General features: G+C 61.3%; 24 protein-coding genes and 1 tRNA gene. 13 read left to right on the plus strand and 12 right to left on the minus strand.

All coding sequences use genetic code 11. The features are described from left to right. Window positions 1-36 precede the first annotated feature (36 nt). The 6 genes from AC0969_RS03570 to miaB are packed head-to-tail and all read left to right on the plus strand — an operon-like array spanning window position 37 to window position 6,216. Window positions 37-816 carry a sterol desaturase family protein gene (locus AC0969_RS03570; protein WP_479622743.1) on the plus strand — a complete coding sequence of 260 codons (780 nt, stop codon included), beginning with the start codon at window positions 37-39 and terminating at the stop codon, window positions 814-816. After that, window positions 797-1,669, plus strand: a complete 873-nt coding sequence (locus AC0969_RS03575) for a fatty acid desaturase (RefSeq protein WP_479622744.1) — start codon at window positions 797-799, stop codon at window positions 1,667-1,669. Before AC0969_RS03570 ends, AC0969_RS03575 begins: the two co-directional genes overlap by 20 nt. Beyond that, window positions 1,653-3,542 (plus strand): iron-containing redox enzyme family protein, encoded by a 1,890-nt coding sequence (locus tag AC0969_RS03580; RefSeq protein ID WP_479622745.1) that lies wholly within the window; start codon window positions 1,653-1,655, stop codon window positions 3,540-3,542. Before AC0969_RS03575 ends, AC0969_RS03580 begins: the two co-directional genes overlap by 17 nt. Further along, window positions 3,539-4,426 (plus strand): DUF6999 family protein, encoded by an 888-nt coding sequence (locus tag AC0969_RS03585; protein WP_479622746.1) that lies wholly within the window; start codon window positions 3,539-3,541, stop codon window positions 4,424-4,426. The genes AC0969_RS03580 and AC0969_RS03585 overlap by 4 nt, the downstream gene beginning before the upstream one ends. A 44-nt stretch (window positions 4,427-4,470) precedes the next feature. After that, window positions 4,471-4,851, plus strand: coding sequence for a hypothetical protein (locus tag AC0969_RS03590; RefSeq protein WP_479622747.1), 381 nt, complete (start codon window positions 4,471-4,473; stop codon window positions 4,849-4,851). Between the two features lie 27 nt (window positions 4,852-4,878). Next, window positions 4,879-6,216 carry a tRNA (N6-isopentenyl adenosine(37)-C2)-methylthiotransferase MiaB gene (miaB, locus tag AC0969_RS03595; RefSeq protein ID WP_479622748.1) on the plus strand — a complete coding sequence of 446 codons (1,338 nt, stop codon included), beginning with the start codon at window positions 4,879-4,881 and terminating at the stop codon, window positions 6,214-6,216. On the opposite strand, the gene AC0969_RS03600 is transcribed toward miaB, so the two are convergent. The 3 genes from AC0969_RS03600 to AC0969_RS03610 form a co-directional block, all read right to left on the minus strand. After that, on the minus strand, window positions 6,213-6,986 hold the full coding sequence (locus tag AC0969_RS03600) for a hypothetical protein (protein ID WP_479622749.1): 774 nt from the start codon (window positions 6,984-6,986) through the stop codon (window positions 6,213-6,215). The two genes, miaB and AC0969_RS03600, sit on opposite strands and share 4 nt — an antisense overlap. A 14-nt stretch (window positions 6,987-7,000) precedes the next feature. After that, the gene (locus AC0969_RS03605; RefSeq protein ID WP_479622750.1) at window positions 7,001-7,666 is read right to left on the minus strand and encodes a TetR/AcrR family transcriptional regulator; all 666 of its coding nucleotides are present in this window, start codon (window positions 7,664-7,666) and stop codon (window positions 7,001-7,003) included. Between the two features lie 64 nt (window positions 7,667-7,730). Continuing rightward, the gene (locus AC0969_RS03610; RefSeq protein WP_479622751.1) at window positions 7,731-8,189 is read right to left on the minus strand and encodes a phasin family protein; all 459 of its coding nucleotides are present in this window, start codon (window positions 8,187-8,189) and stop codon (window positions 7,731-7,733) included. Window positions 8,190-8,346: 157 nt separating this feature from the next. Between AC0969_RS03610 and rfbB the strand changes: the two genes are divergently transcribed. From rfbB to rfbC, 4 genes are read left to right on the plus strand one after another with little or no spacing between them, the layout of a single operon-like run. After that, window positions 8,347-9,414 (plus strand): dTDP-glucose 4,6-dehydratase, encoded by a 1,068-nt coding sequence (rfbB, locus tag AC0969_RS03615; protein ID WP_479622752.1) that lies wholly within the window; start codon window positions 8,347-8,349, stop codon window positions 9,412-9,414. Beyond that, window positions 9,411-10,316 (plus strand): dTDP-4-dehydrorhamnose reductase, encoded by a 906-nt coding sequence (rfbD, locus tag AC0969_RS03620; protein WP_479622753.1) that lies wholly within the window; start codon window positions 9,411-9,413, stop codon window positions 10,314-10,316. Before rfbB ends, rfbD begins: the two co-directional genes overlap by 4 nt. Then, the gene (gene rfbA / locus AC0969_RS03625; RefSeq protein WP_479622754.1) at window positions 10,313-11,209 is read left to right on the plus strand and encodes a glucose-1-phosphate thymidylyltransferase RfbA; all 897 of its coding nucleotides are present in this window, start codon (window positions 10,313-10,315) and stop codon (window positions 11,207-11,209) included. The genes rfbD and rfbA overlap by 4 nt, the downstream gene beginning before the upstream one ends. Further along, the gene (gene rfbC, locus AC0969_RS03630) at window positions 11,206-11,754 is read left to right on the plus strand and encodes a dTDP-4-dehydrorhamnose 3,5-epimerase (protein ID WP_479622755.1); all 549 of its coding nucleotides are present in this window, start codon (window positions 11,206-11,208) and stop codon (window positions 11,752-11,754) included. The genes rfbA and rfbC overlap by 4 nt, the downstream gene beginning before the upstream one ends. A 67-nt stretch (window positions 11,755-11,821) precedes the next feature. On the opposite strand, the gene AC0969_RS03635 is transcribed toward rfbC, so the two are convergent. Next, window positions 11,822-12,127, minus strand: a complete 306-nt coding sequence (locus AC0969_RS03635; protein ID WP_479622756.1) for a polyhydroxyalkanoic acid system family protein — start codon at window positions 12,125-12,127, stop codon at window positions 11,822-11,824. 97 nt (window positions 12,128-12,224) lie between these two features. On the opposite strand from AC0969_RS03635, the gene AC0969_RS03640 reads away from it, so the two are divergent. Beyond that, complete coding sequence (locus tag AC0969_RS03640) at window positions 12,225-12,533, plus strand: DUF1840 domain-containing protein (RefSeq protein ID WP_479622757.1); 309 nt, start codon at window positions 12,225-12,227, stop codon at window positions 12,531-12,533. A 69-nt stretch (window positions 12,534-12,602) separates the two neighbouring features. Here AC0969_RS03640 and AC0969_RS03645 read toward each other — a convergent pair. From AC0969_RS03645 to petA, 6 genes are all read right to left on the minus strand, one after another. After that, a tRNA-Thr gene (locus tag AC0969_RS03645) sits at window positions 12,603-12,678 on the minus strand. Window positions 12,679-12,791: 113 nt separating this feature from the next. Further along, complete coding sequence (locus AC0969_RS03650) at window positions 12,792-13,280, minus strand: ClpXP protease specificity-enhancing factor (RefSeq protein WP_479622834.1); 489 nt, start codon at window positions 13,278-13,280, stop codon at window positions 12,792-12,794. Window positions 13,281-13,302: 22 nt separating this feature from the next. After that, complete coding sequence (locus AC0969_RS03655; protein WP_479622758.1) at window positions 13,303-13,914, minus strand: glutathione S-transferase N-terminal domain-containing protein; 612 nt, start codon at window positions 13,912-13,914, stop codon at window positions 13,303-13,305. A gap of 96 nt (window positions 13,915-14,010) precedes the next feature. Beyond that, entirely contained in the window at window positions 14,011-14,781 is a 771-nt protein-coding gene (locus AC0969_RS03660; RefSeq protein ID WP_479622835.1) for a cytochrome c1, read from the minus strand. A gap of 16 nt (window positions 14,782-14,797) precedes the next feature. Beyond that, window positions 14,798-16,207 (minus strand): cytochrome b, encoded by a 1,410-nt coding sequence (locus AC0969_RS03665; protein ID WP_479622759.1) that lies wholly within the window; start codon window positions 16,205-16,207, stop codon window positions 14,798-14,800. Between the two features lie 7 nt (window positions 16,208-16,214). Continuing rightward, the gene (gene petA / locus AC0969_RS03670) at window positions 16,215-16,814 is read right to left on the minus strand and encodes a ubiquinol-cytochrome c reductase iron-sulfur subunit (protein WP_479622760.1); all 600 of its coding nucleotides are present in this window, start codon (window positions 16,812-16,814) and stop codon (window positions 16,215-16,217) included. Between the two features lie 152 nt (window positions 16,815-16,966). Here petA and mscL point away from each other — a divergent pair, with 152 nt between their 5' ends. After that, a complete protein-coding gene (gene mscL, locus AC0969_RS03675; RefSeq protein WP_479622761.1) occupies window positions 16,967-17,395 on the plus strand; it encodes a large conductance mechanosensitive channel protein MscL in 429 nt (142 codons plus the stop codon). 61 nt (window positions 17,396-17,456) lie between these two features. On the opposite strand, the gene pdxA is transcribed toward mscL, so the two are convergent. Next, on the minus strand, window positions 17,457-18,488 hold the full coding sequence (pdxA, locus tag AC0969_RS03680) for a 4-hydroxythreonine-4-phosphate dehydrogenase PdxA (RefSeq protein ID WP_479622762.1): 1,032 nt from the start codon (window positions 18,486-18,488) through the stop codon (window positions 17,457-17,459). After that, on the minus strand, window positions 18,488-19,246 hold the full coding sequence (locus AC0969_RS03685; RefSeq protein WP_479622763.1) for a Nif3-like dinuclear metal center hexameric protein: 759 nt from the start codon (window positions 19,244-19,246) through the stop codon (window positions 18,488-18,490). Before AC0969_RS03685 ends, pdxA begins: the two co-directional genes overlap by 1 nt. A gap of 38 nt (window positions 19,247-19,284) precedes the next feature. Here AC0969_RS03685 and AC0969_RS03690 point away from each other — a divergent pair, with 38 nt between their 5' ends. Further along, window positions 19,285-20,427, plus strand: coding sequence for a S1C family serine protease (locus tag AC0969_RS03690; protein ID WP_479622764.1), 1,143 nt, complete (start codon window positions 19,285-19,287; stop codon window positions 20,425-20,427). Window positions 20,428-20,468: the final 41 nt, after the last annotated feature.

Genomic DNA, 20,468 nt, shown 5'->3' on the forward strand with positions numbered 1-20,468 from the left:
GGTTGAACAACTACCAGAGCAGCTTCTCTAGACCCGATGCGCGACACCTTGCTTGGCTTTCACTGGTCCCAGATCATGCTGTGGGGTTGCATCTTCTTCGGCCTGCTGTACCTGGGCACGGGGGCCATCAACCTGTACATCGTGCGCAAACTCATGCCCCGGTGGGGCTTTGGTGGCCCGCTGGACCCGCGCCCGCCCGGCCCCGGCCAAACCGCCCGCGAACTCCGCCAATCGGCCATCGCCATCCTGCTGTTTGGCGTGGGCAGCGTGGTGCCCTGGGGCTTTTTGCAACTCGGCTGGGCCCGGCTGTCCATCGGTGCCAGCGGCTGGCAGATCGCGCTGGAAATTGGCATTCTGGTGGTCTGGAACGAGGTGCACTTCTATGCCAACCACTGGCTGCTGCACCGGCCCTGGCTGCGCCAATTCCACCTGGTACACCACCGCTCGGTGGTGGTCACGCCGTGGTCCAGCTACTGCTTTCATCCGGTGGAGGCGATGATGCTGGGCAATGTGATCTTGCTGCCTATGCTGGTGTTTGATTTCAGCGTCTGGTCGCTGCTGGCGGTGCCGGTATTCAGCATCGTGTTCAACAACATCGGCCACTCCAATTACGACTTTTTGCCCGATGCGGACCGCGACCGCTGGTGGCTCAACGGGGCCCGCCGCCACCACCTGCACCACGCCTGCTACCAGGGCAATTTTGGCTTCATGTTTCCGTTCATGGACCGGCTGTGCGGCACCGCCCTGCCACCCGACGCGGCCCAAGCCTCCATTGCCCGCCACTGCGCCCCACCGCATGCTGCGCCACCCCCGTGACGGGCAGTCGCTGCTGTACCTGCTGGCCCTGCCCACGCTGGTGGCATGGCAGTGGGTCTATGGCATGCACTGGTGGCTGTACCTGCCGATGCTGTTTTTAACCTTGGGCATCAGCGTGGTGCACCACAACCACGCCCACCTGAAGATGTGGCGCAGCCGCTGGCCCAACCGTGCCACCGACCTGTGGCTGACCCTGCTGCAAGGCCACCCCGGTTTTGTGTTCTACGCCACCCACAACGCCAACCACCACCGCTACCACCACGGCCCGCGGGACGCCGCGCGCACCTACCGGTTTGGCGGCGACACCAACCATCTGTGGGGCTACCTGCTGCACCCGCTACAAGCTACCTGGGCGCTGTACCCGCTGTTTGGGCGCTGGCTACTGCGGCTGCGGCGGCGTGCGCCGGGTGCATTTCGATACTGCGTGTTGCAGTACCTGCTGGTCGCCGTGCTGTGGGGCAGCTTGGCGCTGCTGGACTGGCAAAAGTGGCTGCTGCTGGTACTGCTGCCGCAACTGCACGGCCTGCACTGGCTGCTGGCCACCAACTACTTGCAGCACGCACATGCCGACGGCCATTCACACATCGATTTCGCCCGCAACTTTGAGGGCGCGCTGAACCCGCTGCTGTTCAACATTGGCCTGCACACCGCCCACCACCAGCAGGGCCGGGCGCACTGGTCTACCCTGCCCGCCTTACACGCTATAACGCGCCACCGGGTCCACCCGCGCCTCAACTGCGGCGGGCTGCTGCCGTATATGTTCACCACCTTTGTGCTGGGCCTGCTGCTGCCGCGTTACCGCAGCAAGCCGCTCATGCAACCCAACGAGACACCTGATGCCCACACGTTTTGACCGCGTTTACATCGAATCCGCAGGCTACTTTTTACCTGGCGCACCCATAGACAATGCCGAGATGGATGCCTACATTGCCCCTTTGAGTCGCATCTCCAGCCGCATCAAGGCACGCATCCTGGCCGAGAACGGCATCCAGCAGCGCCACTACGCGATAGACACCGAGGGCCGCACCACCATCTCCCACGCCCAGATGGCCGCCGCCGCCGTGCGCGACTGCCTGGGCCACGCTGGAGCCAACATCGCCGATGTCTCGCTGCTCAGCGTGGGCTCGTCAGGCGGCGACGCACTGATGCCCGGTTTTGCCAACATGGTGCAGGGCGAGATGGGGGCCCCGCCGATGGGCACGCTGTCCAGCCAGGGCGTGTGTGCGGCAGGGGTTACCGCCATCTTGCATGCCGCGCAGGGCATTGAACTGGGCGTACACCAGAAGGCGCTGGCGGTGGCGGCGGAGCTGCCCTCGCGCATGTTCAAGCGCAGCCGCTTTGGCCCGCGCGGCTACCAGAGCGACTTCGACGCGCATTTTTTGCGCTGGATGCTGTCCGACGGCGCGGGTGCGCTGCTGCTCGGCAACAGTACGCAGGGTCTGCACACCCCGCAAGGCCGCGCCCCGGTGCGCCTCAAGGTCAATTGGATCCACCAGCAAAGTTTTGCAGGCGACTACCCGGTGTGCATGCAGCTAGGCCTGAGCGAAGACCGCAGCACCTCGTTCCTCGACTACCCCAGCGCCAGCGAGGCCGAGGCCGCCGGGGCCTTGTCGCTGCGCCAGGACATCCGGCTGCTGCCGCATTTGTTTGACGTGTGCATCCACGAGTACGTGAAGCTGGTAGACGCGGGCTGGGTGAAATCCAGTGAGATCGACCACTTTCTGTGCCACTACTCGTCTGAAAAATTCATGCCGGTGGTAGCCGACCTGCTGGCCAAGGCCGGGCTGACGATTCCGCCCGAACGCTGGTACAACAACCTGCGCACGCGCGGCAACACCGGGGCTGCGTCGATCTTCATCATGCTGGCCGAGTTCATCGCCACCCACACCTTGAAGCCGGGCGAAAAAATCCTCTGCTTCATCCCCGAATCGGGCCGCATCAGCGCCGCCTACATGCTGCTGGAAGTGGAGGCGGCCGATGCGCCGATCACGCAAACCACACCCACCGCAGTGCCTGCGCAAGCCCCCACCATCCCCGCCCCGCACGACCCGCAGCAGGCCCCGCCCACGCTGCAACCGCTGCTCACCGCCCTGGCCAGCATCTGGCACGGCTACCGCTCGGACGTATGGCGCAGCCCGGTCATCCACAAGCTGGTGGCCGGGCAGTTTGGCGTGGAGGATTACCGCCATTGGACGGCGCAATGGGTGCCCCAGGTGCGCCAAGGCAGCCAGTGGATGCGCAAGGCTGTGGCCGCACTCACCGGCCCGTTCGCCGAACTGGGCGCCTTGATTGAAACCCACGCCAGCGACGAGCAAGACGACTTCCACATCCTCTACCGCGACTATCTGGCGGCGGGCGGCACCCTGCCCCTGGATGCCCTGCACCGCAACCCCGGCGGCGAAGCGTTGAACAGCTACCTGCACGCCCTGGCCGCCACAGAAAACCCGCTGGGCTTGCTGGGTGCCATCTACATCATCGAGGGCACAGGCCAGCGCATCGTGCCGGCCCTGTTGCCGCTGCTGCGCCAGCAGGTGAAGCTGCCGCCCAGCGCGTTTCGCTTCTTGGAGTACCACGGGGCCAACGACGCGCACCATCTGGCCCGCTGGCTCACAGCGGTAGAGATCACCCTGGCGCTGGACCCGCACGCCGCCGATGCGATTTTGCAAACCGCCCGCCACACTGCGCAGTTGTATTTGATGCAGTTTGAACACATCGCCAAGCCATGAAACGCCTGCCCGACCTACTCGCCAAAGACCACGACCCCTCCGACCCCAGCCCCTGGCTGGCGCTGTACCTGGACCAAAGCACGCCCCTGCCCGACCACGTAAAACAGGCTTGGCTGGAAGATTCAAGCTCGGCATCGCGGCAATTCCTACTGCCGTTCGTGCGGCCTCTGGCGCGTACCTGCATCGTGCTGATCCAGATCGTCAAAGTTTTTATGCCCAAGGGCTGGGCCGCCTCCAAGCTGTTGCATAAACTGTTGGCCGAGGGGCTGAAGCGCCTGGTCTCGCCCGAGGCCAATTGGCTGGTGATGCGCCACTTCCACATGGGCGGGCAGATTCTGGAGTTCATCGCCAAAAACGCCCCCACACCGGTGGCCACCAACCCGCTGCGCCCCCTGACGCTGGACGACCTGAAGGACGAGACCTTCCTGAAGCACGACCTGAACCTATTCAACTTTGTGATCCGCCTGAACCAGACCCTGCGCGATGCCGGGCAGCGCCTGCAACACGTGGCACGGCCCGACTTCAGCATGGTGGTGGAGCCGCCTTTGAGCGTGGAACAGTTCCCCAGCGGCCGCCTGAACAAAATCGACCTGCAAACGGCCATCGAGTGCTTCACGCCCATCTACCAGCTGTTTTTGACCGACAACGACTTCTGGCGCGCCGCCAATTCACTGCAACTGGACGAAACCATAGGCATCTACACCGCCACCATCCTGAACGCGCCGCAGCACCTGATTTTGCTGAACAACAAGCACCCCCTGGTGCCGCTGAGCACGCTGCGCGCCGGGCACCGGCTGGTGGTGCACGGCCTGTCCACCGAGATGCTGCACGCGCTATTGATGCAACTGAAGGCCGAACAGGCTAGACAGGCCAGTGGGAACTAAAATCCACCCTCCCCAGCCTCTGGATGTTTACCAAGAACCGCTGTATGCCACGCTCCATCAAAACCCGATTTGCTATATTTAATATAGCTGCCTGCGCAATCACCCTGTGCGCTAGCGCCACTTTTTCTTTAAATTCTCTGGCCCAGACCCGAACCATCCCCGCCGCCGCCTGGCGCGGTGAATTGAGTGTGACCGTGCCGCCGCAGGTGGTGCTGGACGGCAAAACAGACCAACTCGCCCCCGGGGCCCGCATCCACGGCACCAACAACATGCTGCTGTTGTCGGGCAGCCTGGCCGGGCAGACGGTGTGGATTTGCTACACCCGTGAGCTCGGCGGTGCGCTGTCGGAGGTGTGGATCCTGACCGAAGCCGAAATGGCCCAGGACCGCCCAGGTACCAAGCCCAAACGCTTTTTCTTTTTCTAATTCCAGCCCCGGCCCGCAGAGTTCCCCATGTCCAAAAAAGTCTTTATCAAAACCTTCGGCTGCCAGATGAACGAGTACGACTCGGGCAAGATGATTGATGTGTTGCATGCCGCCCAAGGCTATGAGGCCACGCAGAACGTGGACGAAGCCGACCTGATCCTATTCAACACCTGCTCGGTGCGCGAAAAGGCGCAAGAAAAAGTCTTCAGCGACCTGGGCCGCATCAAGCACCTGAAGAAAAAAGGCGTGCAAATTGGCGTAGGCGGCTGCGTGGCCAGCCAAGAGGGCGCGGCCATCATCGCCCGCGCACCATATGTAGACGTGGTGTTTGGCCCGCAAACCCTGCACCGCCTGCCCGAGCTGCTGAACCAGCGCCTGCTGCAAAGCCGCCCGCAGGTGGACATCAGCTTCCCCGAGATCGAAAAGTTCGACCACTTGCCGCCCGCCAGGGTCGAGGGCGCGTCGGCCTTTGTCAGCATCATGGAAGGTTGCTCTAAATACTGTAGCTACTGCGTGGTGCCGTATACGCGCGGCGAAGAAGTTTCGCGCCCGTTTGAAGACGTATTGGTCGAGGTGGCCGGGCTGGCCGACCAGGGCGTGAAGGAGGTTACCTTGCTGGGCCAGAACGTGAATGCCTACCGGGGCAAGATGGGTGACACGGCAGAAATCGCCGACTTCGCGCTGCTGCTGGAATACGTGTCCGACATCCCCGGCATCGAGCGCATCCGCTACACCACCAGCCATCCGAACGAATTCACCCCGCGCCTGATCGAGGCCTACGCCACGCTGCCCAAGCTGGTCAGCCACCTGCACCTGCCGGTACAGCACGGCAGCGACCGCATCCTGATGGCCATGAAGCGCGGCTACACCGCCATGGAATACAAGAGCACAGTGCGCAAGCTGCGCGCCATCCGCCCCGACATGGCGATGAGCAGCGACTTCATCGTCGGCTTCCCCGGCGAGACGGAAGACGACTTTCAGAAAATGATGAAGCTGATTGATGACGTGGGCTTTGACAACAGCTTCAGCTTCATCTTCAGCCCCCGCCCCGGCACCCCCGCAGCCAACCTGGCCGATGACACCCCGCACGAAGTCAAGCTGGCGCGCCTACAGCACCTGCAAGCCGTGCTGAACGACAGCGTGCGCGCCATTGCCGCCCGCCGCCTGGGCACGGTGCAACGCATTCTGGTGGAAGGGCCCTCCAAACGCCCCAGCGCCGAGGGTCTGGAACTGATGGGCCGCACCGAATGCAACCGGGTGGTGAATTTTCAGGGCAATACGCGCCAAATCGGCCAGATGATTGATGTGCGCGTGACCGAAGCCATGTCATTCACCCTGCGCGGTGAAGTGCTGGTACAGGCCTAACTGTCCAGTTCCGCACGCGCCATGGCGGCATCCAGGTGCTCCATGGCATCCACCGGGGCCGCGCTGGCGGCTTGTTCGTAGAGTTGGGTGGCCTCGGCCAGGCGCTGCTCGCCGTCCAGCATCAGCAGGGCATTGGCATATTCGACCATGGCGATGGCGGCACCGGGGGTCAGGCTCAGGGCCTCTTGCAAGAGCTTCAATCCCACGTCTTTGCGCACGCCGTAGGTCATACTGCCAATCAACGCGCCCACTTTGTCGATCACCTCAGCATGGAATGCGCCCAACGCAATATGCGCACCCGCATGCTTGGGCTCTAGCCGGATGGTGCGTTCCAGCGATTCTTTGACCTTGCCGCCTAGCCCTTGCGCCAGCGCCTTGGCCACGCTGATGCCTTGGCTGTAGCGGCCCAGCGCGTAGGCGTGCCAGTACCAGGCGTTGGCGTTTTGCGGCTCCTCCTGGGCCTGGGCCTCGGCGCGTGCGGCCACCTCCAAGAACAGGTCCAACCGCAGGCGCTCAAACGGCTCCAGGTAATTGGCGTAGATGCAGGTGGCCTTGTTGGCCAGGGTCAGCCCGGCACCGCCCAGGGCGATCCCGGCAGCCGCCGCCTTCTGGAATTCGCCGTTGTGGAACAACGCCCAGGCAGCTAGCAGGGGCGTATCGGTGGGCAAGGGCTCAGAATCGCCCCGGTGCAGGCGCGTCCAGCCGAGAGCCGTGCTGGCGGCATCAAAACCATAGGCTCCCGGATGGGGAAAGGCGGTCCATAAAGACATGGTGGGGTCTCCGTTCAGTCTGCGGTGCTGTGGTTGTAGGCCGACACCAGGCCCAGCAAATGCAGGCGCTGGCTGTTCTCCAGGTACGGCAACAGCACATTCAACACATGCTGGGCACCGCGTAACAAGGCCATTTGGGCGCTTTCGGGCTCCAGCGCATGGCGCGGATCACGCACGTATTCAAAACTGAGCCAATAGGTGAGCAGCACCACCATATTGGTGGCCGTAGGCTCGGCCGCGCGGCTGTCGATCTGCAAAGCCCCCGACTGGGCCATACCGTCGAGCAGGGCCCGGATGGCCCGGGTTTTGTGTTGCAGCACCGACTGGAAATGGGTTTCCAGATGCCGGTTGTTGCTCAGCAGATCGTTCAGGTCGCGGTACAGAAACCGGTGCTCCCAGATCAGCTCGAACAGGCGGTGCATGAAAAACCAGGCATCTTCCACATCGCGCACGCCGTCACTGGCGTTGAGCAACTCGGTCAGGCCGCGCTCAAAGCGGTCAAACAGCGCGTTGATGAGCTCTTCTTTGGCCGGGAAGTGGTAGTACAGATTGCCAGGGCTGATGGACAGCTCGGCCGAGATCAGGGTGGTGGAGACGTTGGGCTCGCCAAACCGGTTGAACAGATCCAGCGTCACTTCCAGAATACGTTCAGCCGTGCGGCGCGGCGCTTTTTTCGCCATGGATGTCTTCCCCCGTTATGGAGCATCCACTCTACCTCACACGGCACCGAGGGTTTATTAGGGCTTACGCCTCGGGTTTGCTGGCGCGTTTGGCTTTGGCAGCGGGCTCTTGTTGCGCGGTCAGCGCTTCCACCAGTTTGCCGAGTTCTTCGACCCGCGCGGTCAAGGCCGCCACGTCCTGGGCCGAGGGCACACCCAGGCGCTGCAATGCCTTGGCCACGCGGTCTTCAAAAATATTTTCCAGCTTGTCCCATTGCCCGGTGGCCCGTTCGGTCATACCCTGGGCCATGCTGCTCATCTTGCTGGCAGCCTCGGCCAATTTTTCTTCGGCCATCGCCTGCGACTTGCTCTGCATGCCCATGCCGTCCTTGACCAGGGCTTCAAACACTTTGCTGCCCTCTTCTTGCGCCTTGGCAAAAGCGCCTAAACCCGCCAGCCAGATTTGCTGTGCTGAATCTTTCACACTGGGCTTGGATGTACCGCTGGCGCCGGGGTCGCTGGGGTTGGCTGATTTTTTGTCCATAACAGTCTCTTTAGATAAGGGTGGGGTATGCACTGTACGCAGTGGCGGGTTGTGCGTGTAGAGGCGGGTTTCTAAACGGCCCGGATCGTACTCCAGTGTGGGCTAAACTTTAGCAATCCATGCGCCTGCATAGCGCGCTGATTTACAAGGAAAAATGATGATTCTGGTCACTGGCGGTGCAGGCTTTATTGGTGCTAATTTTGTGTTGGACTGGGTGGCTCAAACGGGTGAGGCGGTGGTCAACCTCGACAAGCTCACTTACGCGGGCAACCTGGAGAACCTGGCCAGCCTGCAAGGCGACAGCCGCCACATCTTCGCCCAGGGCGACATTGGCGACCCCGCCCTGGTGGCGGCCCTGCTGGCCCAGCACCAGCCGCGCGCCGTAATCAACTTTGCGGCCGAGTCCCACGTAGACCGCTCCATCCACAGCCCCGAGGCCTTCATCCAGACCAACGTGATGGGTACCTTCCAGTTGCTGGAGGCGGTACGCGCCTATTGGGGTGGCTTGCAAGGCGATACCAAGACGGCCTTCCGTTTCCTGCACGTATCCACCGATGAGGTCTACGGGTCGCTGGCCGCCACCGACCCGGCCTTTTCTGAGACCCACCAGTACGAGCCCAACAGCCCCTACTCGGCCAGCAAGGCCGCCAGCGACCACCTGGTACGCGCATACCACCACACCTACGGCCTGCCGGTGCTGACCACCAATTGCAGCAACAACTACGGCCCTTACCATTTCCCCGAGAAATTGATTCCACTGATGGTGGTCAACGCGCTGGCGGGCAAGCCCCTGCCAATCTACGGTGACGGCCAGCAAATCCGTGACTGGCTCTACGTCAAGGACCATTGCAGCGCCATCCGCCGGGTACTAGAAGCCGGGCGGCTGGGCGAAACCTACAACGTCGGCGGCTGGAACGAAATGCCCAACCTGGACATCGTGCACACCGTCTGTGGCCTGCTCGACACCCTGCGCCCGCGCGCCGACGGCCAAAGCTATAGCACGCAGATCACCTACGTCACCGACCGCCCCGGCCACGACCGCCGCTACGCCATTGATGCCAGCAAGATCGAGCGCGAACTCGGCTGGAAACCGACTGAGACCTTCGCCACCGGCATCCAGAAAACCATAGAGTGGTATTTGGCGAACCCCGAATGGGTGGCACGGGTACAAAGCGGTGCCTACCGTGATTGGGTGGATACCAATTACGCAGCCCGCGCCGCATGAAGCCGCCCAAAATCCTGCTGCTGGGCAAAAACGGCCAGGTCGGCTGGGAGCTGCAGCGCAGCCTGGCCTCCCTGGGCCTGCTGACCGCGCTGGACCGCCATAGCACCGACTACTGCGGTGACCTGTCTAACCTCGATGGCATCACCGACACCGTGCGCCGCCTACAGCCCGACATCATCGTCAACGCCGCCGCCCACACCGCCGTCGACCGGGCCGAGAGCGAGCCCGACCTGGCCCGCACCCTCAACGCACTAGTCCCCGGCGTGCTGGCCACCGAGGCGGCCAAGCTGGGCGCATGGCTGGTGCACTACTCGACCGACTACGTATTCGACGGCAGCGGCAGCCAGCCCTGGCTGGAAACAGATGCCACCGCACCTTTGAGCGTGTACGGCCAGACCAAACTGGAAGGCGAGCAACGCATCCAGGCCGCCAACGCCCGGCACCTCATCCTCCGCACCAGCTGGGTGTATGCCGCACGCGGTGGCAACTTTGCCAAAACCATGCTGCGGCTGGCCAAAGAGCGCGACAGGTTGACGGTGATTGACGACCAATTCGGCGCGCCCACCGGGGCCGAATTGCTAGCCGACGTGACCGCGCTGGCCTTGCGATCCGCCATCTCTGCACCGTCCCTGGCCGGGCTGTACCACCTGGCCGCAGCGGGCGAGACTTCGTGGAACGGCTACGCCCGCTACGTGCTGGCCCATGCGCAGCAGGCAGGCATCGCCCTGCAAGCCGGGCCAGAGGCAGTCGCCGCCGTGCCCGCCACCAACTTCCCCACCATCGCCCAACGGCCTTACAACAGCCGCCTGGACACCCGCAAACTGCAAACCACTTTTGACCTCACCCTGCCCGACTGGCAAGTCGGCGTAGCCCGCATGCTTCACGAGACCCTCTCCACATGACCATCACCACGTCACGCAAAGGCATCATCCTCGCCGGCGGCTCCGGCACGCGCCTACACCCGGCCACCCTGGCCATCAGCAAGCAACTGCTGCCGGTGTACGACAAGCCGATGATCTACTACCCGCTGAGCACGCTGATGCTGGCGGGCATCCGCGACATACTGATCATCAGCACGCCGCAAGATACCCCCCGCTTCACCCAGTTGCTGGGCGACGGCTCGCAGTGGGGCGTGAACCTGCAATACGCGGTGCAGCCCAGCCCGGACGGCTTGGCGCAGGCGTTTTTGATTGGTGAAGACTTCATTGGCAACCACCCCAGCGCATTGGTGCTGGGCGACAACATCTTCTACGGCCACGACTTCACCCAGCTGCTGGGCACGGCCGATGCCCAAACCACGGGGGCCTCGGTGTTTGCCTACCACGTGCAAGACCCCGAGCGCTATGGCGTGGTGGCCTTTGATGCGCAGGGCAAAGCCAGTAGCATCGAAGAAAAACCGCTTCAGCCACAAAGCAACTACGCCGTGACCGGCCTGTACTTCTACGACAACCAAGTGGTGGACATTGCCAAGGCGGTCAAGCCCAGCCCGCGTGGTGAGCTGGAAATCACCGCCGTCAACCAAGCCTACCTGGACCAGGGCACGCTGAACGTGCAAATCATGCAGCGCGGCTACGCCTGGCTGGACACCGGCACCTTCGAGAGCCTGCTGGAAGCCGGGCAGTTCATCGCCACGCTGGAGCGCCGCCAGGGCCTGAAGATCGCCTGCCCTGAAGAAATCTCTTGGCGCAACGGCTTCATCAGCAGTGAACAGGTCGAGCGCCTGGCCCAGCCGCTGGCCAAGAACGGCTACGGCCAGTACCTGCTGCGCATGCTCAAGGAAGAGATCCGCAAATGAATGTCATCCCCACCAGCATCCCCGACGTACTGATCCTGGAACCCAAGGTGTTTGGCGACGCGCGCGGCTTCTTTTTTGAGAGCTTCAACGGCCAGGCCTTTGCCCAGGCCACCGGGCTGGACGTGGCCTTTGTGCAAGACAACCACTCGCGCTCGGCCCAGGGCGTACTGCGCGGCCTGCACTACCAGATCCAGAACCCGCAAGGCAAGCTGGTGCGCTGCGTGCGCGGTGCGGTGTTTGACGTGGCGGTCGATATCCGCCGCAGCTCCGCCACGTTTGGCCAGTGGGTGGGCGTGGAGTTAAGCGAAGACAACCACCGCCAGCTGTGGGTACCACCAGGTTTTGCGCATGGTTTTGTGGTGCTGACGGAATCCGCCGACTTTCTGTACAAAACCACCGACTACTACGCTCCGGCATTTGAGCGCTGCATCGCCTGGAACGACCCGGCCATAGGCATAGATTGGCCTGTAGGCATAACGCCCCAGCTATCGTCCAAAGACGCGGTAGGCCGCCTATTGGTCGATGCCGAGGTGTTTGAAGGTTAAATTACGTGCCGACCGCAATGCTATTTAAATAATAGCTACTTGCGCTTATAGGATAAGCGCTATCGGCCTATACAACCTGGCTGGCCTTGGCCAACAGCTTGTCCATCTGGCGCGACACCTCGGTTTCAATCTTGCCTTGGAACGCGCTCCACAAGAAGCCCAGCTCAACGTCCAGCACAAAGCGGTCCTCGGTAATTTGCACCGTGCCGGTCACACCTGCGCGGCGAAAACCGATCTCGTCGCAGGTAGCCCCCTCGGTGTATTCGCAAGTCAGGCCCAGCCGGGTTTCGGCTTGCTCCAGCCAGTCGTTGGCCAGTTTGCGGGCACCCAGTAGGCCCAGGGTATGTTCGCGCTGCATGTTGATGTCGGACACTCAGAATCTCCTGTGGGGAATAACGTAAAAGCTGCATCATGCCAGCCAGCGTGCACCGTCGCGGGCACAATAGTGACACCACTTTGAAGGGGCATCCATGCTGTACAAATTTAAATCCAAAGCCGACGGCGACCTCATTCTGCTAGAAGCCAATGGCCGCAAGGTCTTGGAGATTATCGGCAAACTCCCCGGTGCCCAAGGCATCCTCTTGGTCCACGAGATAGCTGCTGCGGTTACCGCACTGCAAGCCGCCGTGGTGCTGGACGATGCAGCCCGCCATGCCGCCACCGCCGAGGCTAAGGCGCATCAAATGGACACCGTGTCACTGCACCAGCGCACCCAGCCCTTCATCAACCTGTTGCGCCGCTGCGAAAAAGAAAACGCTGACATCACCTGGGGGGCTTAAATCGGCAAAGGGGGCTCGGTCGCCCAAAAAAAAAGGTTCTGTGCATTGCTGGACAGAACCTTTTAAGCATGGTGCCGATTGTCGGAATCGAACTGACGACCTTCCGCTTACAAGGCGGGTGCTCTACCAACTGAGCTAAATCGGCGAATTTCGTATTTTACAGAACCGAATGGGACATTTTGGTGACCCTTCGATTTTTTTAGAACTTACGCAGCGCCCTCTGTTTCGTGCACAGACGGCTTGCGTAAGGTCCGGCTTTCATTTGATCCGTTTGAGCGCGGGGCGCAGGCCGCTGGCAGGCCGAGGCGGCTCCGGTGGCTCGTCACCACTGGACTCCACCGGGGCCAATTGCACTACTTTCGGGTTGCTGTCGGGCACCCCAGCCAGCGCAAAAGGCTTGGCGGATTCGTCAGCGGATGCTGCGGCAACCGGCGACGGGAACGCCATGCCCTGCCCATTTTCACGGGCATAAATCGCAATCACGCGGCCAATTGGCACCAAAATTTCACGGGGCGTACCGGCAAAACGTGCTTTGAATTCGATGAAATCATTGCCCAGCTTGAGCGAACTGGTCGCATCAAAGCTGATGTTGAGCACGATCTCACCGTCTTTCACATATTCACGCGGCACCTGCACCGAGTCATCGACCAACACCGCTACGTAGGGTGTCAAGCCGTTGTCGGTACACCATTCATAAAGTGCACGGATCAAATAAGGACGGGTGGATGTCGAATCCAGGGCTTGCATGATGGACAACAGCGGCTCCGAATTACTTGCGCATCACTTTTTCAGACGGCGTCAGCGCTTCAATGTAGGCTGGGCGCGAGAAGATGCGCTCAGCGTATTTCAGCAGCGGTGCGGCGTTCTTGCTCAGGTCAATACCGTAGAAATCCAGACGCCACAGCAGTGGGGCAATCGCCACGTCAAGCATGGAGAAGTTGTCGCCCAGCATGTATTTATTCTTCAAAAACACGGGGGCCAACTGGGTCAGACGGTCGCGGATATGGGCACGGGCTTTTTCCAGGGCTTTTTCGTTGCCTTTGGAAGCGCGGGACTCCAACAAACCGACATGTACAAACAGTTCCTTCTCGAAGTTGAGCAGGAACAGGCGAACCCGGGCGCGGTCCACCGGGTCACCGGGCATCAGTTGGGGATGCGGAAAGCGCTCGTCGATGTACTCGTTGATGATGTTCGATTCGTACAAAATCAAATCGCGCTCCACCAAGATAGGCACTTGGCCATACGGGTTCATCACGCTGATGTCTTCGGGCTTGTTGTAGAGATCTACGTCGCGGATCTCGAAGTCCATGCCTTTTTCAAACAAGACAAAACGGCAGCGGTGGGAAAAAGGGCAGGTCGTGCCTGAGTACAACACCATCATGATGGGGGCTCCTAAAAATCAAAAAGAGTGGGATGCCTATGCAGCCCACTCTGTATGGTCCAAATGGTTATCTGGACCGCGTTGGAATAGAGGGGTTTACTTCACGTCTTTCCAGAACGCAGCATTCAATCGCCAAGCGATGAAGGTAAACACCAGCAAAAACATCAGCACCCACACCCCCACACGGACGCGGGTATTTTGGGCAGGCTCGGCCATCCATTGCATATAGCTCACCAGATCACCCACGGCTTGCTCGTATTGCAACGGGGTCATGGTGCCGGGCGTTACTTGTTCCCAGCCTTTAAAAACCTTGACAGTATGGCCATGCTCTTCCACATCTTGGTAGACCGGCTTGCGGTCGCCTTGCAACTCCCACAGTACATGCGGCATGCCGACATTGGGAAACGCCAGATTATTCCAGCCGGTAGGCTTGGAGGGATCAGGGTAGTAGCTGCGCAGGTAGGTGTAGAGATAGTCTGCACCCGTGCCACCACTGCCCGAACGCGAACGGGTGATCAGGGTCAGGTCGGGCGGATTGGCACCAAACCATTCCTTGGCCTGGCCCGGATCGATAGCCGCCTTCATGGTGTCGCCGACCTTGGTGGTGGCAAACAGCAGGTTGTCCTTGATCTGCTGCTCGGTCAGGCCAATGTCGCGCAGGCGGTTGTAGCGCATGAAGGCCGCCGAGTGGCAGCTCAGGCAGTAATTGACGAACAACTTGGCACCGTTTTGCAGGGCCGCCATGTCGTTGGTTTTGTTGGGGGCCTTGTCCCAGGCAATGGTGTCGCCGCCTGAGGCCTGCACGGCCGTGGTCGCGCCGAAAGACAGGCTCAAAGCCGCCAACACGCCGAGAATCAGTTTTTTCATCATCAGAGTCTCCGGCTTAGTGCGCAGTAAAAGTAACGCGACTTGGCACCGGCTTGGGCGTTCCCAAGCGGCTCCACCAAGGCATCAGCAAGAAGAAGCCAAAGTAGAACAAGGTGCCCACTTGGGATACGCGCTCACCAATAGCCGATGGCGGCTGCACACCCAGGTAACCCAGAACCAGAAAGTTGACGACAAACACGGCATACACATACTTATGCCAGCTAGGACGGTAACGGATCGACTTCACCGGGCTGTAATCCAGCCAAGGCAGGAAGAACAGAATCACCACCGCGCCACCCATTGCGACCACGCCCCAGAACTTGGCATCGATGCTCAGCATCATGGCCACTACACCGGCTGCGGCCACCACGATGATGGCCTTGAAGAACACCGGCATCTTGAACTTGACGATGGCCAGCAGCCCTCCACCGACCACGCAGGCGATCAGGGCGTACATCATTTCGCTGGTGATGGCACGCAGCATCGAATAGAACGGCGTGAAGTACCAGACCGGGGCGATGTGCAGCGGCGTTTTGAGCGAATCGGCGGGGATGAAGTTGTTGTACTCCAGGAAGTAGCCGCCAAATTCAGGTGCAAAGAAGATGATGGCGGTAAACACCATCAGGAACACGCTGACCGCAAAAATGTCATGCACCGAGTAGTAGGGGTGGAAGGGAATGCCGTCCAGAGGGTGGCCTTCGGCATCCTTGGGGGCATTGGGGCCCTTGATTTCCACGCCGTCGGGGTTGTTGGAGCCCACTTCATGCAGCGCAATAATGTGCGCTGCCACCAGGCCCAGCAGTACCAGCGGCACGGCAATCACGTGGAAGCTGAAGAATCGGTTCAAGGTGGCATCGCCCACCACGTAATCACCCCGGATCAGCAAAGCCAGATCAGGACCAACAAACGGAATCGCAGCGAACAGGTTGACGATCACCTGGGCACCCCAGTAAGACATCTGGCCCCAAGGCAGCAGGTAGCCCATGAATGCCTCGGCCATCAAGCACAAGAAAATCGCGCAGCCAAACACCCACACCAGCTCGCGTGGCTTACGGTACGAACCGTACAGCAGACCCCGGAACATGTGGAGGTAGACCACCACAAAGAAGGCAGAAGCTCCCGTGGAGTGCATGTAGCGGATCAGCCAGCCCCAGGGCACGTCGCGCATGATGTACTCGACCGAGGCAAAGGCCAAGTTCGCGTCAGGCTTGTAGTGCATCACCAGGAAAATGCCGGTGACGATTTGCAGCACCAGCACCAACAGCGACAGCGAGCCAAACACGTACCAGAAGTTGAAGTTCTTGGGCGCGTAGTACTCCGACATGTGCTCTTTGTAGAGCTTGCTGGCCGGGAAGCGGTTGTCTACCCAGTTCATCAGCTTTTCAGGCGCGCTGGCGTTGGGCGAGATTTCTTTGAATGTAGCCATATGTCCCTCAAGCCTTCTTGTCTTCACCGATCAGCAGCCGGGTATCGGAGAGATACATGTGCGGCGGCACCGGAAGGTTGTCGGGAGCGGGTTTGTTTTTGAATACGCGGCCCGCCATGTCGAAGGTCGAACCGTGGCAGGGGCAGAGGAAGCCGCCTTCCCAGTCGTTCGGCAGCGAAGCCTGCGGGCCAGGGGTGAACTTATCCGATGGCGAACAGCCCAAATGCGTGCAGATGCCCACCACCACCAGGTATTTATCCTTGATGGAGCGGTTCACGTTGCTGGCGTATTCCGGCGTGAACTCGGACGGGTTGCGCAGCGATTTGGGATCGGCCAACTGGTCGTCCAGCTTGGGCAGCTCGGCGATTTGCTCGGGGGTGCGGTGCAATATCCACACCGGCTTGCCGCGCCACTCCACGGTCATTTTCTCGCCGGGCTTGAGGGCTGAAATATCGGCTTCAACGGCAGCTCCGGCGGCTTTAGCACGCTCTGAGGGCTGAAATGTGCTCACGAACGGGATGGCGGTCGCTACGCCACCCACTGCACCGGCGCAACCGGATGCGATCAACCACGTCCGCTTGCTGGTGTCGACTAGGGTGTCACTCATGGGGGTCCTCAAAATCATCACTTGTTTGGGGTCAACTGCGGATTGTAGCGGAGCGGTTCCGTGCGACTTCACCAGCCAGCAACACTTTGCGCTTTGTGTCGAGGACATTTTGTGGACAATACGGCCCTCAATTAACCGACAAGGAAACATTTATGGGCATGATGGCTGAATTCAAAGAGTTTGCGGTCAAAGGCAATGTGATTGATCTGGCGGTCGGCGTGATCATCGGCGGTGCCTTTGGAAAGATCGTGGACTCGGTGGTGGCCGATCTGATCATGCCGGTAGTCGGCATGGTGTTTGGCAAGATCGACTTTTCCAGCCTGTTCATCGTGCTGGGCAAGGTGCCCGAAGGCACCGGCATGGCGCTGGCAGACCTGAAAAAAGCCGGTGTGCCGGTGTTTGCCTACGGCAACTTCCTCACCGTAGCAGTTAACTTTGCGATCCTGGCCTTCATCATCTTTATGATGGTCAAGCAGATCAACCGCATGAAGAAAGAGGTTCCCGCCGCTCCCGAAGCCGCCCCTGTTACGCCAGAAGACGTGTTGCTGCTGCGCCAGATCCGCGACAGCCTGAACAAGTAAACGCTACCAAAATAGTAGCTACTTACGCCCTCTACTGTAGCGGTAGAGGGCTTTTTTATGCCTAAAATCTGCTGAGCATGCGCGCCATGCGCAGCGCCGCAACCAGGCTGGATGCATTGGCAACACCCGTGCCCGCAATGTCAAACGCCGTGCCGTGGTCCGGGCTGGTGCGCACCAGGGGCAGGCCCAAGGTGACGTTCACGCCCTGCTCCACGCCCAGGTACTTCACCGGAATCAGCCCCTGGTCGTGGTACATGGCCACCACTACATCGAATTCACCGGGCTGGCCGGGCTTGGCGCGGGCGCGCATGAACACGGTATCGGGCGCGAACGGGCCGTGCACGTCCAGCCCCTCGACGCGGGCGGCCTGGATAGCTGGGAGGATGGTGTCTATTTCTTCGCGTCCAAACAAACCGCCCTCGCCCGCGTGCGGGTTCAGCCCGGCCACGGCTATGCGTGGAGCCCGCCCCAGCGCCGCGCCGACCGAGCGGTGCGTGATGCGCAGGGTTCGCAGCACATTGTCAAAAGTTACGGCCTCTATTGCCTGGCGCAGCGATAGATGGATGCTGACCAGCACGGTGCGCAATTCGTCGTTGGCCAGCATCATGCGCACCGGCACGTCCTGCACCGGCTTGTTCAAGTAGGCCGCCGCCTCGGCTTGCAGCAGCTCGGTGTGGCCCGGGTACGGCAGGCCCGCCGCTGCCAGTGCTTCTTTGTGCAGCGGCGCGGTGACCAGTGCTGCTAGCTCGCCGCGCAGCGCCGCGCGGCTGGCCCAGAGCACGCAATCGGCGGCCACCTTACCGGCCAAACTACTGATATGACCATATGGAATGGGCGCAAGCAGCTCGGTTATTTGTAGCACCGGGATGCAGCGCGGCGGAACGCTCCACACCTCGGCGGGAGATGCGATCACGGCCACCGGCAGCGCGGGCTGGCCGGGGCCGCTGACCAAGGCACTGGCCCGGCGCAGCGTGCCGACATCGCCCGCTACAAAGCAGCCTTGGGTGGCATCGGGTGCGTCACGGAAGGCTTTGGCGATGGTTTCCGGGCCAATCCCAGCCGGGTCGCCCAAGGTGATGGCAATGGGTTTCATCAGGCCGGGTTGTGAATGTCAATGAAGGTGTGCTCCAGCCCGAGCTGGGCGGCAACAAAGGCCGCCACGGCCGGTGCGCCATAACGCTCGCTGGCGTGGTGGCCGCAGGCGATGAAGGCCACGCCGCATTCACGGGCGTAATGGGCTTGCGGCTCGGAGATTTCGCCGGTGATGAAGACATCGGCCCCGGCGGCGATGGCGGCTTCAAAGTAGCCCTGCGCACCACCGGTACACCATGCTATTTTTTTAATAGCTGCTTGTGCAGTTGCAATAAGCACGGGAGGCCTATTTAACTGTTTTTCTATGTGTGCGGCCAAATCCTGGGCTGAATCAAATAGGCCGCCGTCGGTACGCTGGCCCAAAAATCCCAGCTGGTTGTCGCCAAAGCAGCCCACGCCCTCCAGCCCCAACTGCACGCCCAGTTGCGCGTTGTTGCCCAGCGTGGGGTGCGCGTCCAGCGGCAGGTGGTAGGCGTAGAGATTGATGTCGTGGCGCAGCAGCAGGGCCAGGCGCTGCTTCATCCAGCCGGTCACGGTGCCCGGCTGCCCGCGCCAGAACAGGCCGTGGTGGACAAAAATCGCATCGGCTTGCGCCGCCACCGCCGCTTCGATCAACGCCAGGCTGGCGGTCACACCCGAGACGATGCGGTGAATTTCGGGGCGGCCTTCGACCTGCAAGCCGTTCGGCCCGTAGTCTTTGAAGCGGGCGGGTTGCAGCAGATCGTCCAGGGCGGACAGCACAGTGAGTTGGTGGGCCATGCGCCGGATTGTGGGTCAAGTTCAGGGACAATCTGCGCATGAAACGTTTTTGGCTCCTCTTTTCCCAATCGGTCACCGTCCTGCTGGCGGCTTATTTTGTGGTGGGCACGCTCCAACCCGCATGGCTGGGCAAGCGGCCTTTCAGTGGCTCCAGCATTTCCTTGATTGAAGCGCCAGCCAGCATTGCCGGCACGCCCGTTGCAGGCAGCTTCAGTGCAGCGGCCAAAAAAGCCGCGCCGGCGGTGGTCAGCATCAACACCAGCAAAATGGCCGAGCGCGATCCGCGCAGCGACGATCCGTGGTTCAAGTTTTTCTTTGGCGAACGCGGCGCGCAATCGCAAATGGGCCTGGGCAGCGGCGTGATCGTCAGCCCGGACGGCTACATCCTGACCAACAACCACGTGGTGGAAGGGGCCGATGCCATCGAAGTCATCCTCAACGATGGCCGCCACGCCCAGGCGCAGGTGATCGGCACCGACCCCGAATCCGACCTGGCAGTACTGAAAATCGGTTTGGACAAGCTGCCGGTGATCGTACTGGGCAGCTCGGATGCACTGCTGGTGGGCGACCCGGTGCTGGCCATCGGCAACCCCTTCGGCGTGGGCCAGACGGTCACCAGCGGCATCATCAGCGCGCTGGGCCGCAACCAGCTGGGCATCAACACCTTTGAGAACTTCATCCAGACCGATGCCGCCATCAACCCCGGCAATTCGGGCGGCGCGCTGGTGGATGCGAATGGCAACCTGATGGGCATCAACACGGCGATCTATTCGCGCTCGGGCGGCAGCATGGGCATCGGCTTTGCGATTCCCGTGTCCACCGCCAAGATGGTGCTGGAAGGCATCGTCACCGACGGCCAGGTTAAACGCGGCTGGATCGGCGTGGAGCCCAGCGAGTTGTCGCCGGAGCTGGCCGAAACCTTTGGTGTGCAGGCCGACCACGGCGTGATCATTACGGGTGTGCTGCAAAACGGCCCGGCTGCGCATGCGGGCATCCGCCCCGGCGATGTGATCTTGCAGGTGGGGAGTCGGCCGGTAAACAATGTGTCCGAGCTGCTCACCAGCGTAGCCATGTTGCAGCCCGGCCAAGCCGCCCCGTTCAGCGTGCTGCGCCAGAACAAACCCTTGGCACTGGAAGTGACCCCCGGTCTACGCCCTAAGCCGACGCAAACAGAGCGCTAGTTGCTAGCATATTAATAGCTACTAGCGCATATTAAATATGC

This window comes from Rhodoferax sp. LB1P47, assembly GCF_056521445.1.

Bases quoted from the DNA above. Each gene is read 5' to 3' on its own strand.
- AC0969_RS03655 (WP_479622758.1), bottom strand. From the start codon at position 13,914: ATGATGGTGTTGTACTCAGGCACGACCTGCCCTTTTTCCCACCGCTGC.
- AC0969_RS03665 (WP_479622759.1), bottom strand. From the start codon at position 16,207: ATGGCTACATTCAAAGAAATCTCGCCCAACGCCAGCGCGCCTGAAAAG.
- rfbA (WP_479622754.1), top strand. From the start codon at position 10,313: ATGACCATCACCACGTCACGCAAAGGCATCATCCTCGCCGGCGGCTCC.
- AC0969_RS03640 (WP_479622757.1), top strand. From the start codon at position 12,225: ATGCTGTACAAATTTAAATCCAAAGCCGACGGCGACCTCATTCTGCTA.
- rfbB (WP_479622752.1), top strand. From the start codon at position 8,347: ATGATTCTGGTCACTGGCGGTGCAGGCTTTATTGGTGCTAATTTTGTG.
- AC0969_RS03570 (WP_479622743.1), top strand. From the start codon at position 37: ATGCGCGACACCTTGCTTGGCTTTCACTGGTCCCAGATCATGCTGTGG.
- AC0969_RS03650 (WP_479622834.1), bottom strand. From the start codon at position 13,280: ATGCAAGCCCTGGATTCGACATCCACCCGTCCTTATTTGATCCGTGCA.
- AC0969_RS03660 (WP_479622835.1), bottom strand. From the start codon at position 14,781: ATGAAAAAACTGATTCTCGGCGTGTTGGCGGCTTTGAGCCTGTCTTTC.
- AC0969_RS03605 (WP_479622750.1), bottom strand. From the start codon at position 7,666: ATGGCGAAAAAAGCGCCGCGCCGCACGGCTGAACGTATTCTGGAAGTG.
- mscL (WP_479622761.1), top strand. From the start codon at position 16,967: ATGGGCATGATGGCTGAATTCAAAGAGTTTGCGGTCAAAGGCAATGTG.
- AC0969_RS03590 (WP_479622747.1), top strand. From the start codon at position 4,471: ATGCCACGCTCCATCAAAACCCGATTTGCTATATTTAATATAGCTGCC.
- AC0969_RS03685 (WP_479622763.1), bottom strand. From the start codon at position 19,246: ATGGCCCACCAACTCACTGTGCTGTCCGCCCTGGACGATCTGCTGCAA.
- rfbC (WP_479622755.1), top strand. From the start codon at position 11,206: ATGAATGTCATCCCCACCAGCATCCCCGACGTACTGATCCTGGAACCC.
- miaB (WP_479622748.1), top strand. From the start codon at position 4,879: ATGTCCAAAAAAGTCTTTATCAAAACCTTCGGCTGCCAGATGAACGAG.
- petA (WP_479622760.1), bottom strand. From the start codon at position 16,814: ATGAGTGACACCCTAGTCGACACCAGCAAGCGGACGTGGTTGATCGCA.
- AC0969_RS03610 (WP_479622751.1), bottom strand. From the start codon at position 8,189: ATGGACAAAAAATCAGCCAACCCCAGCGACCCCGGCGCCAGCGGTACA.
- AC0969_RS03690 (WP_479622764.1), top strand. From the start codon at position 19,285: ATGAAACGTTTTTGGCTCCTCTTTTCCCAATCGGTCACCGTCCTGCTG.
- AC0969_RS03600 (WP_479622749.1), bottom strand. From the start codon at position 6,986: ATGTCTTTATGGACCGCCTTTCCCCATCCGGGAGCCTATGGTTTTGAT.
- rfbD (WP_479622753.1), top strand. From the start codon at position 9,411: ATGAAGCCGCCCAAAATCCTGCTGCTGGGCAAAAACGGCCAGGTCGGC.
- AC0969_RS03585 (WP_479622746.1), top strand. From the start codon at position 3,539: ATGAAACGCCTGCCCGACCTACTCGCCAAAGACCACGACCCCTCCGAC.
- AC0969_RS03580 (WP_479622745.1), top strand. From the start codon at position 1,653: ATGCCCACACGTTTTGACCGCGTTTACATCGAATCCGCAGGCTACTTT.
- pdxA (WP_479622762.1), bottom strand. From the start codon at position 18,488: ATGAAACCCATTGCCATCACCTTGGGCGACCCGGCTGGGATTGGCCCG.
- AC0969_RS03575 (WP_479622744.1), top strand. From the start codon at position 797: ATGCTGCGCCACCCCCGTGACGGGCAGTCGCTGCTGTACCTGCTGGCC.